The sequence below is a fragment of the Cupriavidus taiwanensis genome (genome assembly GCF_900249755.1).
In the GTDB taxonomy this organism is placed as follows: Bacteria; Pseudomonadota; Gammaproteobacteria; order Burkholderiales; family Burkholderiaceae; genus Cupriavidus; species Cupriavidus taiwanensis_D.
In genome coordinates this window covers 1-12,896 of record NZ_OFSQ01000043.1, presented here as the reverse complement: position 1 = coordinate 12,896, position 12,896 = coordinate 1, and the positions used below count along the sequence as shown (strand labels likewise).

Below are 12,896 nucleotides of genomic sequence, written 5' to 3'. Positions count from 1 at the left end.
TAGGTCGGTACGCATCCCAGATGGGTACAGATGCCTACCGCCACAAAGAAGTCCGGGCGGAGCGAGCGTGTCGCATTACTCGCATACGCGGGCTGCTGGTCCTTCTGGGACAGGGGATCGCCCAACAGGCGATCGTGCCTGCCCAGACGCGCCAGCATGTCGCGGGTCCGGTGCAGTATCCAGACGGGCTTGCCGCGCCAGGCGACGGTGACGAGTCCCCCTGGCTCCACGGCGCCGAGCCTCACATCGACGGGCGCGCCCCGCGACCTTGCGGCGTCGCTTGGCGCCATGCTGGCCACGAATGGCACCATGGCGCCGACCAGGCCTACGCCTCCCATGGCGCCGGTGGCCAGCAGAAGCAATCGGCGCTGGCGTGCGCTCTGTGTGTCTGCCGTCGGATTGTTCATGGCGATTTACTCCAATCCCGGGGGGGCATGTGGCCAGCAACGTGACTGGCTGCCCAACCGCTCACTCCCAGAGCTTGCCCAATAGCTGCGCCCATTGGCAGCGGCCCGGCAAGAACACGGGCACCCGCTTGCGATACGCCTCATAGTCCGCCGCGAAGCGGTGGGCCAGGTCTTGCTCTTCCTGCCTTGCAAGCATCAATTTCCCACAAGGTTGCCGAGTCCCCTTGCTTCGCCATGGCAGGAGGGCACGCACTTGCCCGTCTACTTCAGGCGCTGCTCCCCAGCTTGCACCCGGGCTAGCAAAGACTGAACCCGCCCATCATGCGTTGATGCATCACGAGCATGCCTACCGCGCCAAAGGATGCAGCACGCCGATGATGGCGAACACGATCAAGAGGACTCTCCATATCAACGATTTGTTCACGTGTTACCTCTCTCTTCGTTGGCGGCCCGGGTACGCGTCCGCCATGCGTGCCAATTGCTCTGCCGTCCTGTCACTCCTTGATTCGAAATGGATGGGGCTTCTGCTTTGGCGCTTGCTCGGTCATTCCGCCCACTTGATCGTCCTGCGCGCTCATGCTCTTCATCATCAGCCACATCGACAATGGGCAGATCAAGAGCAGGAGATACGGCCCAATACCCAGGACAAGCGCTCGGACCGGCGGCAATAGGGCATAGGCGGCTGCCAGCATTGCCGCCAGAGCGATGCCTGCGGTGATCATTGCTTTCGGATTGCATTTCATGGTGGTGGTACTCCTTTTCAAATGGTTCGGATCTGGACAGCGTCCTTACTTCGTCGGTGGCGTCTGGATCTTGTCCGCGTACTTGCGCATGATCTCGCCCATCGCCTGCATCATGTCCGCATGCATCTGCATCGAAAGCTTCTCGTTGCCAGGTGGCAGGCCCATCATCGGGCAGCTTCCCATCATGCCGCCGCCCATCATGTGGTCCATCATCATGTCGTGCCCCTTGTCCTGTGCACCCGTCTTGGCGCTTTCGGCGCCACGGGTTGCACCGGCCGCTGCGGACCAGCCGCTGGCGCCAAGCATCACCACGGCTAGGGTTGCGGCTACTAGTGATTTCGTATTCATGGCGATCTCCTTATCGATCGCGATTCAATGACCACGCGCCAATCCAGTACCAGACAAGTGGGCGGGCAGACAGTCAGTCCGGCTCCCTCAGGGCGGATGCCAGAGGCCGGATTGCACGGATGCATGCTTTGCCTGGTCGGCCGAAGCACCCTCAGTCACTTGGACTCGGAAGGCCCCATCGGGCTGCCGCCGCCGGTCGACTGGGAATCCATTTGTTTCATCATTGCATTGCAGCGCGCCAACATCGATGCCTGAGAGGCTGATGTACTGGAGGTCGCCGCAGGGTGTTGCGCTGCAGTGCGCGCGCGATTGATGACGTCCCAGTCGGGACCCGCGAGCGCCTGCGCGGTCGCGACGGCGAGTGAAATGAGAACGAGAGTCTTGAGAGTGGAATGCATGATGATCTTCCCCAGTATTCGGTTTTGTCTGGCTCAACCGCAACGGGTCAGAGCACCCACGCTCGGGTAGAGCCACCAAAGTCAAGCACGTGGCCGAAGTGGGCCACGCGTAGGGATAGATCAGATGCGCAAGCGGGCCGTTGCGAGATAGACCGGACCAGGCGAGTTGTTCGCGCTGTCAGCCGTGTGGAAGATGCGGAAGGTGTATGGCGTGGGCGGCAGAACGTGTTCAAGCCCAGCCATAGTCGGCAAGACACCGAGATCGGGCCCGTGACCGTTGCTGTCGGCCCAGTGCCGACCGTCCTGTTGATGGTCAGCGCACAAGGCCAACAACAGCAGCGCAAGCAAGCGAGTGAAGGGGCTGCGGCTATGCTTCATGAATCACGCCAGCATTTGTCCTAGTCTAGCCCCCCGATCTGGGCAGCAAGGCAAGGAGACACGGGTTGGTAGAGTCGAATTCACACATGACAATAGCTACGCCACGCGGCGTCTGAGTCGTAGCGCATTGGAGATCACTGAAACGGAACTCAGGCTCATGGCCAATGCCGCGATCATCGGCGACAGCAACCAGCCGGTGAACGGGTACAGCAACCCCGCCGCCAGCGGGATACCCAGCGCGTTATAGATAAAGGCGAAGCCCAGGTTCTGCCGCATGTTGGCGATAGTGGCCTCGGAGAGTTCGCGTGCTCGGGCGATACCGCGCAGATCGCCCTTGACGAGGGTCATCTGGGCGCTGTGCATCGCCACATCTGTGCCGGTTCCCATCGCAACGCCCACATCGGCCTTTGCCAATGCCGGCGCGTCGTTGATGCCGTCGCCCGCCATCGCAACCACGCGGCCTTCCCCTTGCAGCTTCTCGACGAGCGCCAGCTTGTCGGCCGGCTTCACTTCGCCATGAAACTCGTCGATGCCCAGGCGACCGGCTACCGCCTTCGCCGTGACAGCGCCGTCACCTGTCGCCATCACCACGCGGACCCCGGCTTGCCTGAGCGTCATCAGAGCCTCGGGCGTGCTGGCCTTGACGGGGTCGGAGACGGCAAGCAGACCGGCCAATGTTCGATCTGCCGCCAGATACATGACACTGGCGCCTTGCTGCCGCAGGGTATCCGCCTGAGACGCCAGTGGTGCAACGTCGACCTGTTCCTGCTGCATCAGGGCGGTGTTGCCCAGCACGAGCTGGTGGCCACCGACGCGGCCGCGTACCCCCATGCCCGTGTCCGAGGCGAAATCCTCCGCCTTCGCCAGGGCCAGGCCGCGCTCACGCGCGGCGGTGACGAGGGTCGCGGCTAGCGGATGTTCGCTGCCCTGGTCGAGGCTCGCGGCCAAACGAAGCACCTCGGTTTCCGTGAACGGATCGACACGATAGGCCCGTTCAAAACTCGGACGGCCTTCTGTCAGCGTGCCGGTCTTGTCCACGATCAGGGTGTCGACCTTGCGGAATTGCTCGATGGCCGCCGCGTCCCGGAACAGAATGCCCTTGGTCGCGCCATTCCCGCTGGCCACCATGATGGATGGGGTGGCCAATCCCAGCGCGCAGGGACAGGCAATGATCAGTACAGCCACCGCATTGACCAGGCCAAAGACCCAGCTCGGCTCGGGGCCGAAGACGCCCCAGGCGAAGAACGTGAGCAAGGCGATGGTTACGACCACCACCACGAACACGCCGGCGACCCGGTCCGCCATCCGCTGCATCGGCGCCTTGGAGCGCTGTGCCTGGGCCACCATCTGCACGATCTGCGACAGCACCGTCTGGGCGCCGACCTTTTCTGAGCGCATCACCAGGCTGCCCGAGGTGTTGATGGTGGCGCCGATCACGTGGTCGCCGACGCGCTTGGAGACGGGCAGAGGCTCACCGGTGATCATCGATTCGTCGATGGCGCTGGCCCCTTCGTTCACGACGCCATCCGTGGGCACCTTTTCGTCGGGCCGGACCCTCAGGAGATCGCCGACATGCACGTGCGTGAGCGGAATATCGGCCTCGCTGCCGTCCGGATTGAGGCGGCGTGCCGTCTTGGGGGCCAGGCCGAGCAGCGACTTGATGGCTGCCGAGGTCTGCGAGCGCGCCCGCAACTCGAAGATCTGGCCGAGCAACGTCAGCGAAATGATGACGGCCGCGGCTTCGAAGTAGACCGCGATCCGGCCGTGCATGAGAAAGGCGCGGGGAAACAGCTCTGGGGCAACGGTGGCGGCGACGCTGTAGACGAACGCCGTACCCGTACCCAGACCGATCAGCGTCCACATGTTCGGGCTGCGGTTTCGGAACGACTGGAGGCAGCGGACGTAGATGGGCCAGCCTGCCCAGAGGACCACCGGTGCGGACAAGACGAGTTCCACCCAGCTTTGCGTCGCGGGCTCCAGCACCCCGAGGCGGTCCCCAAGCATCACCAGCGACACGACGGCGATCGTCAGCGGCAAGGTCCACCAGAAGCGATGGCGAAACGCCGCGAGTTCGGGATTCTGGTCGTCGTCGAGGCTTGGCATGAGCGGCTCGAGTGCCATGCCGCACTTTGGGCACGTCCCGGGATGGTCCTCGCGGATTTCGGGGTGCATCGGGCACGTATAGGTCGTGCCCGGCGCCGTCTCGCCTTCATCGGGCGCCGAAACGCTTGGTGTCTCGACATAGCGCGTCGGCTCGGCCTCGAACCGCTTCTGGCAGCCGGCACTGCAGAAGAAGTATTGTGCCCCGGCATAGCTTGCCTGGTATGGCACATCCCGCATGACCGTCATTCCACACACAGGATCGCGTGCACTGGCCCCACAGACGGCAGCGCCGTGACTGGTGGAATCATGGTCTCGTCGATTCGGCGCATTTCCGCTGCCGTGCCCTACGTGCTCATCGTCTCGCGCTGCTGCCATCGCGTGATGTGAGGCAGGGTCGAGAGATTGCCGTTGTCGATCGCTCGTGGTCATCGCGCTCACTGCCTGGTTGCACGTACTGCCGCTCGATGTTTCGGCGGTTCGCCGCTGAACTCATCCAGGATCGGGCATTCGGGGCGGTCATCGCCTTCGCAATGTCGCGACAAGTACAGGAGCGTGTCACGCATGCTGGACAGTGAGGCAATGCGGGCGTCCAGCTCCTGGATTCGCTGTTCCGCAATCGCCTTTACCGTTGCACTCGCGCGCCGTTTGTTTTGCCACAACCCGAGCAACTCGCGGATCTGGGCCATCGAGAAGCCCATCGCCCGCGCTCGCCCAATGAAGCGCAGGGTATGAATGTCAGCTTGACCATACACCCGGTAGTTCCCCGCGCTGCGTGCGGCTGAAGTCACAAGACCAACGCTTTCGTAGTAGCGGATCATCTTGGCCGAGACGCCGGATGCGCCGGCGGCTTGTCCAATATTCATGATGTGCTCCTTACCTTCAATCCCTGTTGTCTCGGACACGCAACTTGAGCAAGCTGCGGGGTGGATGGCATCCAGGGTTCGATGACTCAACGATAGACCTTGCCCCGGTGGGAAGGTCAAGGACACGATCCTTCGGAAACTTGGGCCACGTTGCGAGAAGACCCGGGGCGAAAGGTCCGGTTGCATTACCCGCAAAAGACAGTATCCTTGCGACTATCACGCCCACCGCAAAGAACTCTTGCGTCACTCGGTCCGCCGGCATCCCTGGTTCGCCGGCCTCCTTCTCGTTGTGTTTCTGACAGTCCAACTGGCAGCGGCCGCGTACGCCTGTACCGGTAGCCGCTATCAGGTGGAAGGCAGCGGCACGACGGCGGCAATGACCGAATCCTGTGCCGATATGGCGGCTGGCGGTAGCGACCAAGGCACTGACCAGAGTGCGCTCTGCCTGGCGCACTGCCAGGCAGATTCCAAGAGCGCGGACCATGTTTCACCGCAGCTTCCGGCCTTCCTGCCAGTGCTGAAGAGCGTCGTGGAACCCACGCGCGTGGTCACGGCCGAGGTTCGCATCGCGCTGCGCGCCGAGGTCGAGGCGCGCGGCCCGCCGCCCCTGAACATCCTTCACTGCAGTTTTCAAACGTAGCCTCCAGATCGACGCCCATTCGGTGCTGCCCAGCTAGACTCGGGTAGCTGTCGTCGTTCACGGAGGCTTTATGCTTTTTCCTCGTCGCCTGACGCTGGCGCTGCTTTGCGCGCCTGCCTTCAGCATGGCGGTGTCGCATGCCGCGGCTGCGCAATCTGCCCCTTCTCTTTCCCTCGAGGAGACCGTCGCGCTCGCGACCACTCACGCCGGCGATGCCGAATCCTCGCGAGGCGCCGTCGAGGCAGCCGTGCAAATGGCGGTTTCCGCCGGCCAATTGCCGGACCCGGTGCTCAAACTTGGACTCAACAACGTCCCCGTGACCGGGCCGGACCAGTTCTCGCTCACGCGGGATTTCATGACCATGCGGTCCATCAGCGTGATGCAGGAATTCACGCGCTCGGACAAGCGCCGCGCCAAGGCGGCGCGCTTTGAAGCCGAGGCGACTGCCGCCGAGGCGCAGCGCGCGGTCGGACTGGCCAACGTGCAACGGAATGCCGTCGGTGCCTGGCTCGATCGGTGGTATGCCGAGCAGACCGGTGTCCTGCTAGGCCATCACGGCCATCCCCTGGACCTGGCGCTCCAGGCGGCGACCGCCGCCTATCGCAGCGGGCGTGGCACGCGTGCGGATGTCTTGGCGATGGAGCTGGAAGTCCAGAAGCTGCATGACCGCCTCGACGAAAACCGGGCCGCCGTAGCCACCGCCATGCTTAATCTGCAGCGCTGGGTCGGGCCTGCGGCTAACCGCACACTGTCGCAGCGCCCGCCGCTCGACGTACCCCAGAGCATTCAGCAACTGGCGAAAGACGAATTCGACGCGGTTCCCGAGATCGCGGCGGCACGGCGCGACGTGGCCCTGGCCGAGTCGGAGATCCAGGTGGCAACGGAGGCCAGGACACCAGATGTGACGGTCGAGCTGATGTACAGCCAGCGCGGCCCAGCCTTCTCCAACATGGGGTCGATCAACGTCAGCTTCCCGGTGCCCTGGGACCGGGGCAATCGCCAAGACCGCGACGTCGCTGCCCGGCTGGCACAGGCCAATGAAGCGCGTGCCAAGTCCGAAATCATCCGGCGCAATACCCAGGCCATGGTAGGCGCCAAACTTGCCGAGCTGCAGCGCAACCTTGAGCGGCTCCAACGCTACGACGAGAAGACCTTACCGCTCGCCAATCAGCAGGCGGAGGCAGCGCTCACGGCATACCGGGCCAATACCGGATCGCTGCTTGCCGTCGCCGAGGCCAACCATCGCGCCATCGACACAGCGGTGGAGCGGCTGACGCTGGAGGCCAGGACGGCAAAGCTGTGGGCCGACTTGACCTTCCTGATCCCGCTGCCTACCGCGCAGACCGAGCCAGCCACCAAGGAACGCAAATGAAGAAACCAGTCATTGCCGCGGTCGCCGGCGTCGTTGTCATCGGTGCCGCCCTCTATGGCGCCTACCACCTCGGCGTCATGCGCGGCACACAATCTGCGCAGACGGCCGCGCCAGGCGCGGCGTCTGCGCTCAAAGCAGGCGACACCGATCCGAACACTGGCAAGAAGATCCTGTACTGGCACGATCCGATGGTACCCGGCCAGCGTTTCGACAAGCCAGGCAAGTCCCCTTTCATGGACATGCAGCTCGTGCCCGTTTATGCGGATGGGGATGCCGGAGGCAGCGGAGGCAGCGGCGTCACGGTCGACAGCCGTGTCGCGCAGAATTTGGGCATCCGCACGACTGAGGTCAAGGCGAGCCGGATGAGCGCCGTGCTCGAGGCACCTGGCAATGTCGCCATTGACGAGCGCAGTGTCCAGGTGATCCAGGCGCGGACGAATGCCTTCGTCCAGCACGTAGCGGTCAAAGCGACCCTCGACCCGGTCCGGCGCGGCCAAGCACTGGTGACGCTGTACTCGCCCGATTGGGTGGCCGCGCAAGAGGAATATCTTGCCGTGTCCCGCATGGCCGCGGGTGGCCAATCCGACCTGCGCAGCGCGGCCAAGGCCCGCATGCTGCAGGCTGGCATGACCCCCGGCCAGGTCAGCACCGTCGAATCATCCGGCAAGCTCCAGCCTACTCTTGGCATTGTGAGCCCCGTCGACGGCCTTGTGACAGAGGTTGCGGTCCGGGAGGGCATGACTGTGTCTCCTGGCATGACCCTGTTTCGCCTGGCCGACCTGAGCCAGGTCTGGGTGATTGCCGAGGTACCGGAGGGACAAGCCCACGCCATCGCTCCGGGCCGGGCGGTCAAGGTGTCGCCGACCGGCGCAACCGAGTCAATCGTTGGCAAGGTCGATACCGTCCTGCCCGATGTCAATCCGGCCACGCGAACCATCAAGGTGCGCATTGTCCTGCCCAACAAGGGCAGGCACCTGTTGCCGGGGATGTTCGTGACGGTCCGGTTTGACAGCGGTGATCAGAAGGAATTGCTGATGATTCCGCTGGAGTCCGTCATCCGCACCGGCCAGCGCAGCATCGTCATGGTCGATGCGGGCAAGGCCGGCTTTGTGGCAACCGAAGTCAAGACCGGGCGCGAGGCCGCCGGCATGGTCGAGGTGCTGGACGGGCTGAAAGCGGGGCAGAAAGTGGTCACCTCCGGGCAGTTCCTCATCGATTCGGAAGCCAGCTTGCGTGGCACGGCCGAACGCATGAGCGCCACGACAGCGGCTTCCGCGCCGGCTGCGGCTGCGCCCGAGCACGAGGGCGTCGGGCGCATCGAGGCCGTGACGCGCGAAGGCCTGACCATCTCGCACGGGCCGATTCCCTCGGCACAGTGGGGCGCGATGACCATGGATTTCGCCGCGCCGCCTGCCGGCCTGCCGAAGGGGCTCAAGACCGGCGACCGCATCCGGTTCCGCTTCCACCTGGACAAGGATGGCCTGGCGATCCTGTCCGCAGTCGAGCCGGCCGGCACCACCCAGGGGGCCAAGCCATGATCGCCCGGCTCATTCTTGCTTCCATCCGCAACCGTTTCCTGGTCCTGCTGGTCACGGTCATGCTGACCGCCTGGGGACTGTGGGCCGTGCGCAGCACGCCGCTCGACGCGTTGCCGGACTTGTCCGATGTGCAAGTGATCATCCGCACGCCGTTTCCCGGCCAGGCGCCACAGATTGTCGAGAACCAGGTCACCTATCCACTGACCACGACCATGCTGTCGGTCCCGGGCGCCAAGACCGTACGCGGCTACTCGTTCTTCGGTGACTCGTTTGTCTATGTGCTATTCGAGGACGGCACCGACCTGTATTGGGCGCGCTCCCGCGTGCTGGAATATCTGAACCAGGTGCAATCCCGCCTGCCCGGCGCCGCCAAGCCGGCGCTGGGGCCGGACGCCACCGGCGTCGGCTGGATCTACGAGTACACGCTGGTGGACAAGACCGGCCAGCACGACCTCAGTCAACTGCGTGCGCTCCAGGACTGGTTCTTGCGCTTCGAGCTGAAATCGCTGCCCAATGTTGCCGAGGTCGCGTCCCTCGGCGGCATGGTGAAGCAGTTCCAGGTCGTCCTGATGCCGGACCGGCTACGCGCCTACAACCTGTCGCAGGGCAAGGTGCTTACGGCGCTCAAGGGCGCCAACCAGGAAACCGGCGGCTCGGTGCTGGAATTGGGCGAGGCGGAGTACATGGTCCGGGCCAGCGGCTACCTGAAGACGCTCGATGATTTCCGGCAGATCCCGCTGGTGACCAGCGACGCCGGCATCCCGGTGCGGCTGGGCGATGTCGCCACCGTCCAGCTTGGTCCCGAGATGCGGCGCGGCATCGCCGAGCTCGACGGCCAGGGAGAGGTCGCCGGCGGTGTCATCGTGATGCGCTCGGGCAAGAACGCGCTGGAAACCATCGAAGCGGTCAAAGCCAAACTCGCCACGCTGCAGAAGAGCCTGCCGGCAGGCGTCCAGATCGTCACCACGTACGATCGCTCCGCCCTGATCAACCGGGCGGTGGAAAACCTGACCCACAAGCTGATCGAAGAGTTTATCGTCGTCGCGGTGGTCTGCCTGGTTTTCCTGTTCCACCTGCGCTCCGCGCTGGTTGCCATCGTTTCATTGCCGCTGGGTGTGCTGGCCGCGTTTCTGGTCATGCGATACCAGGGTGTCAATGCCAACATCATGTCGCTGGGCGGCATCGCCATTGCCATCGGCGCCATGGTCGATGCCGCGGTCGTCATGATCGAGAACGCGCACAAGCATCTCGAGCATTGGCATGCGGATAAGCCCGGCCTGGATCTCACCGGCCATGAACGCTGGAGCGTGATCGGCGAGTCGGCGGCTGAGGTTGGACCGGCGCTGTTCTTCTCGCTGCTGATCATCACGCTGTCATTCATTCCGGTGTTCACGCTGGAGGCGCAGGAGGGCCGACTGTTTTCGCCGCTGGCCTTTACCAAGACCTACTCCATGGCCGCGGCGGCGGGCCTCTCCGTCACCCTGGTGCCGGTCCTGATGGGCTACATGATCCGTGGCAGGATCCCCACGGAGCAGTCCAATCCCCTCAGTCGGTGGCTGATTCGCGCCTATCAGCCAGTGTTGGCCAAGGTGCTCACCTACCCGAAGACCACTGTAGCGATCGCGGCAATTCTGCTCGTCGCGACCGCCTGGCCGATCATGCGAATTGGCGGCGAGTTCATGCCGCCTCTCGATGAGGGTGACCTACTCTACATGCCGTCGGCGCTCCCGGGGCTGTCCACCGGCAAGGCAGCGCAGTTGCTGCAGCAGACCGACCGCCTAATCAAGACCGTTCCCGAGGTAGCCACCGTGTTTGGCAAGGCCGGCCGCGCCGACACGGCGACCGACCCGGCGCCCATCGAGATGTTCGAAACCACCATCCAGTTCAAGCCGCGCGACCAGTGGCGTTCCGGCATGACGACGGACAAGCTGGTGGAGGAGCTCGACCGCGTGGTGAAGGTGCCCGGCCTGTCCAATATCTGGGTGCCGCCGATCCGCAACCGCATCGACATGCTCGCCACCGGCATCAAGAGCCCGGTCGGCATTAAGGTGGCGGGCACCGACCTGAAGGAAATTGACCGACTGGCCACGAGGATCGAGGATGCTGTCAAGGCGGTGCCGGGCGTCACCTCTGCACTCGCCGAACGCCTGTCCGGCGGGCGCTACGTCGATGTCGACATAGACCGGATGGCCGCCGGGCGATATGGGCTCAACATCGAGGATGTCCAGAGCATCGTGTCCTCGGCCATCGGTGGCGACAACGTCGGGGAAGTGGTCGACGGGCTGGCGCGCTTTCCGATCAATGTGCGTTATCCACGGGACTACCGCGACTCGGTGGAACAACTGCGCAGCCTGCCCATTGTCACCGACCGTGGCCAGCATATCACGCTGTCCGACGTGGCGCGCCTCCAGGTGGTGCAAGGACCGCCGATGCTGCGCAGCGAAAACGCCCGCCTGTCGGGCTGGGTGTACGTCGATATTCGCGGACGTGACCTGCGTTCGGCCGTCCAGGACATGCAGGCCGCCGTGGCCAAGGCGGTCCCGATGCCAGCGGGCTATTCCCTCAGTTGGTCGGGTCAGTTCGAGTATCTGGAGCGGGCCACCGCGAAGCTGAAGGTGGTGGTGCCGTTCACGCTGCTGATCATCTTCGTGTTGCTGTACCTGGTGTTCGGCCGTCTCGATGAAGCGCTACTGATCATGGGCACGCTGCCGCTGGCGCTCATCGGCGGATTCTGGCTGCTTTACTTGCTGGGCTACAACCTTTCGGTAGCGGGGGTTGTCGGCTTTATCGCCCTTGCCGGCGTGGCAGCCGAGTTCGGCGTCATCATGCTGCTCTACCTGAAGCAAGCCTGGAGCGAACGCGAGGGCCGAGGCGAAACCAGCGTGTCCGCATTGCTGGACGCCATTCAGGAAGGGGCAGTGCTGCGGGTCCGCCCCAAGGCCATGACCGTCGCTGTCATTCTTGCCGGCCTGATTCCCATCATGTGGTCGCATGGCACCGGCTCGGAGGTCATGCAGCGCATTGCGGCTCCGATGGTTGGCGGCATGGTCACCGCGCCATTGCTTTCCCTGTTTGTTGTGCCGGCGGTGTACTTGCTGATACGCAGACGGCAGGCCGAATCTGTCTCACTTTCCACCCACCCCTCACTCCCGGAGGAATCACAATGAAATACGTCAAAACTCTTGCCATCATGGCTGCTCTCGCTGCCACACCGGCTGCGTTCGCGGCAGGGTCGATGGACGGCATGGATATGAAGGGCATGGACATGAAGCCGTCAGCCGAAACGAAGCAGGCCCCCCACCCGGTTGCGGCAGAGGTAAAGAAGATCGATGCGAAGGCAGGGAAAGTTACCCTCAAGCACGGCCCGATCGAAAATCTCGGCATGTCCGCCATGACCATGGCGTTCCCGGTCAAGGATCGCGCTTCGTTGAAGGACTTCAAGGAAGGTGATGCGGTTACCGCCGTATTCGACACGGTCGACGGCAAGCCGACAGTCGTGGACATGCAGCGCAAGTAAAACTCAGGCGGCACCACCGCTCGCATCGGGGCAGTGTGCCGCCTGCCATGGCCAAAATCCTCCGTCACGCCGCTTCGGTAGACCTCCGAATGGCGTCGTCGGGATCGAAACCGCTTTCCATGAACGTTCGGCCACAGTGAGCCGCCCACCCTTCGACCTGCCACGTGAAGTCATCGTTGTCATCGTGTTTGCCGTGGCGTTCACGGTGTGTGCTACAGGTTCGCTTGCCTGGCATTTTCGTCGCCAGATGCGCATCAAGCGCGGCCTCGAGAATGACAGATCAGGTTCGTCCACGCGACGTCGCATAACTTCAAGACGGCGCAAATAGTCCTGTCAGATCCCACCTGAGCATTCATGCTGGATGCAGCTTGCGAGCCGGTTTCACCAACGAGAGCGGCTTTAGACATCAGCATCGCGGCCCTGCGAGACGTCTTCGGTGGCCAGACGAACTTGCGGATCCGGTCGTTCAAACGGATAAATCAGTTGCTCGCCGTAGCGGTGCGGCACCGGGTCGCCTTCGATGCCGATTGCGCCCAGTGGCGCCTGCGGTTGATAGAAGGTACCGAAGAGGTGGTCCCATACCAGCCAG

General features: G+C 63.7%; 12 protein-coding genes and 1 pseudogene. 5 read left to right on the top strand and 8 right to left on the bottom strand.

What is annotated here, in order from left to right:
- From petA to cueR, 7 genes are all read right to left on the bottom strand, one after another.
- Nucleotides 1–407, bottom strand: a 407-nt coding sequence (petA, locus tag CBM2594_RS26720) for a ubiquinol-cytochrome c reductase iron-sulfur subunit (protein ID WP_116359831.1), incomplete at its 3' end; no start/stop codon positions are given.
- Nucleotides 408–901: 494 nt separating this feature from the next.
- Entirely contained in the window at nucleotides 902–1,150 is a 249-nt protein-coding gene (locus CBM2594_RS26715) for a DUF2933 domain-containing protein (RefSeq protein WP_062799375.1), read from the bottom strand.
- Nucleotides 1,151–1,195: 45 nt separating this feature from the next.
- Nucleotides 1,196–1,498 carry a hypothetical protein gene (locus CBM2594_RS26710; protein ID WP_062799373.1) on the bottom strand — a complete coding sequence of 101 codons (303 nt, stop codon included), beginning with the start codon at nucleotides 1,496–1,498 and terminating at the stop codon, nucleotides 1,196–1,198.
- Nucleotides 1,499–1,653: 155 nt separating this feature from the next.
- Nucleotides 1,654–1,896 carry a hypothetical protein gene (locus CBM2594_RS26705; RefSeq protein WP_116359830.1) on the bottom strand — a complete coding sequence of 81 codons (243 nt, stop codon included), beginning with the start codon at nucleotides 1,894–1,896 and terminating at the stop codon, nucleotides 1,654–1,656.
- Between the two features lie 120 nt (nucleotides 1,897–2,016).
- Nucleotides 2,017–2,274, bottom strand: coding sequence for a hypothetical protein (locus CBM2594_RS26700; RefSeq protein WP_062799371.1), 258 nt, complete (start codon nucleotides 2,272–2,274; stop codon nucleotides 2,017–2,019).
- Nucleotides 2,275–2,370: 96 nt separating this feature from the next.
- The gene (locus CBM2594_RS26695; protein WP_371558780.1) at nucleotides 2,371–4,806 is read right to left on the bottom strand and encodes a heavy metal translocating P-type ATPase; all 2,436 of its coding nucleotides are present in this window, start codon (nucleotides 4,804–4,806) and stop codon (nucleotides 2,371–2,373) included.
- Between the two features lie 5 nt (nucleotides 4,807–4,811).
- Nucleotides 4,812–5,240, bottom strand: a complete 429-nt coding sequence (gene cueR, locus CBM2594_RS26690) for a Cu(I)-responsive transcriptional regulator (RefSeq protein ID WP_062799367.1) — start codon at nucleotides 5,238–5,240, stop codon at nucleotides 4,812–4,814.
- Nucleotides 5,241–5,478: 238 nt separating this feature from the next.
- On the opposite strand from cueR, the gene CBM2594_RS26685 reads away from it, so the two are divergent.
- The 5 genes from CBM2594_RS26685 (at nucleotide 5,479) to CBM2594_RS26665 (ending at nucleotide 12,307) form a co-directional block, all read left to right on the top strand.
- Nucleotides 5,479–5,880, top strand: coding sequence for a hypothetical protein (locus tag CBM2594_RS26685; RefSeq protein WP_062799365.1), 402 nt, complete (start codon nucleotides 5,479–5,481; stop codon nucleotides 5,878–5,880).
- A 70-nt stretch (nucleotides 5,881–5,950) separates the two neighbouring features.
- A complete protein-coding gene (locus tag CBM2594_RS26680; protein ID WP_062799363.1) occupies nucleotides 5,951–7,252 on the top strand; it encodes a TolC family protein in 1,302 nt (433 codons plus the stop codon).
- Nucleotides 7,249–8,790: an efflux RND transporter periplasmic adaptor subunit gene (locus CBM2594_RS26675; RefSeq protein ID WP_062799361.1), complete on the top strand. Its 1,542-nt coding sequence runs from the start codon at nucleotides 7,249–7,251 to the stop codon at nucleotides 8,788–8,790. The genes CBM2594_RS26680 and CBM2594_RS26675 overlap by 4 nt, the downstream gene beginning before the upstream one ends.
- On the top strand, nucleotides 8,787–11,957 hold the full coding sequence (locus tag CBM2594_RS26670; protein ID WP_062799358.1) for an efflux RND transporter permease subunit: 3,171 nt from the start codon (nucleotides 8,787–8,789) through the stop codon (nucleotides 11,955–11,957). The genes CBM2594_RS26675 and CBM2594_RS26670 overlap by 4 nt, the downstream gene beginning before the upstream one ends.
- Entirely contained in the window at nucleotides 11,954–12,307 is a 354-nt protein-coding gene (locus CBM2594_RS26665) for a copper-binding protein (protein ID WP_053821791.1), read from the top strand. Before CBM2594_RS26670 ends, CBM2594_RS26665 begins: the two co-directional genes overlap by 4 nt.
- A 399-nt stretch (nucleotides 12,308–12,706) precedes the next feature.
- Here the strand turns inward: CBM2594_RS26665 and CBM2594_RS26660 are convergent.
- Nucleotides 12,707–12,896, bottom strand: a pseudogene (locus tag CBM2594_RS26660) (sterol desaturase family protein); the annotation flags it as partial.

Coding starts and splice junctions, on each gene's coding strand:
- CBM2594_RS26715 (WP_062799375.1), bottom strand. CDS start 1,150: ATGAAATGCAATCCGAAAGCAATGATCACCGCAGGCATCGCTCTGGCG.
- CBM2594_RS26710 (WP_062799373.1), bottom strand. CDS start 1,498: ATGAATACGAAATCACTAGTAGCCGCAACCCTAGCCGTGGTGATGCTT.
- CBM2594_RS26705 (WP_116359830.1), bottom strand. CDS start 1,896: ATGCATTCCACTCTCAAGACTCTCGTTCTCATTTCACTCGCCGTCGCG.
- CBM2594_RS26700 (WP_062799371.1), bottom strand. CDS start 2,274: ATGAAGCATAGCCGCAGCCCCTTCACTCGCTTGCTTGCGCTGCTGTTG.
- CBM2594_RS26695 (WP_371558780.1), bottom strand. CDS start 4,806: ATGACCACGAGCGATCGACAACGGCAATCTCTCGACCCTGCCTCACAT.
- cueR (WP_062799367.1), bottom strand. CDS start 5,240: ATGAATATTGGACAAGCCGCCGGCGCATCCGGCGTCTCGGCCAAGATG.
- CBM2594_RS26680 (WP_062799363.1), top strand. CDS start 5,951: ATGCTTTTTCCTCGTCGCCTGACGCTGGCGCTGCTTTGCGCGCCTGCC.
- CBM2594_RS26675 (WP_062799361.1), top strand. CDS start 7,249: ATGAAGAAACCAGTCATTGCCGCGGTCGCCGGCGTCGTTGTCATCGGT.
- CBM2594_RS26670 (WP_062799358.1), top strand. CDS start 8,787: ATGATCGCCCGGCTCATTCTTGCTTCCATCCGCAACCGTTTCCTGGTC.
- CBM2594_RS26665 (WP_053821791.1), top strand. CDS start 11,954: ATGAAATACGTCAAAACTCTTGCCATCATGGCTGCTCTCGCTGCCACA.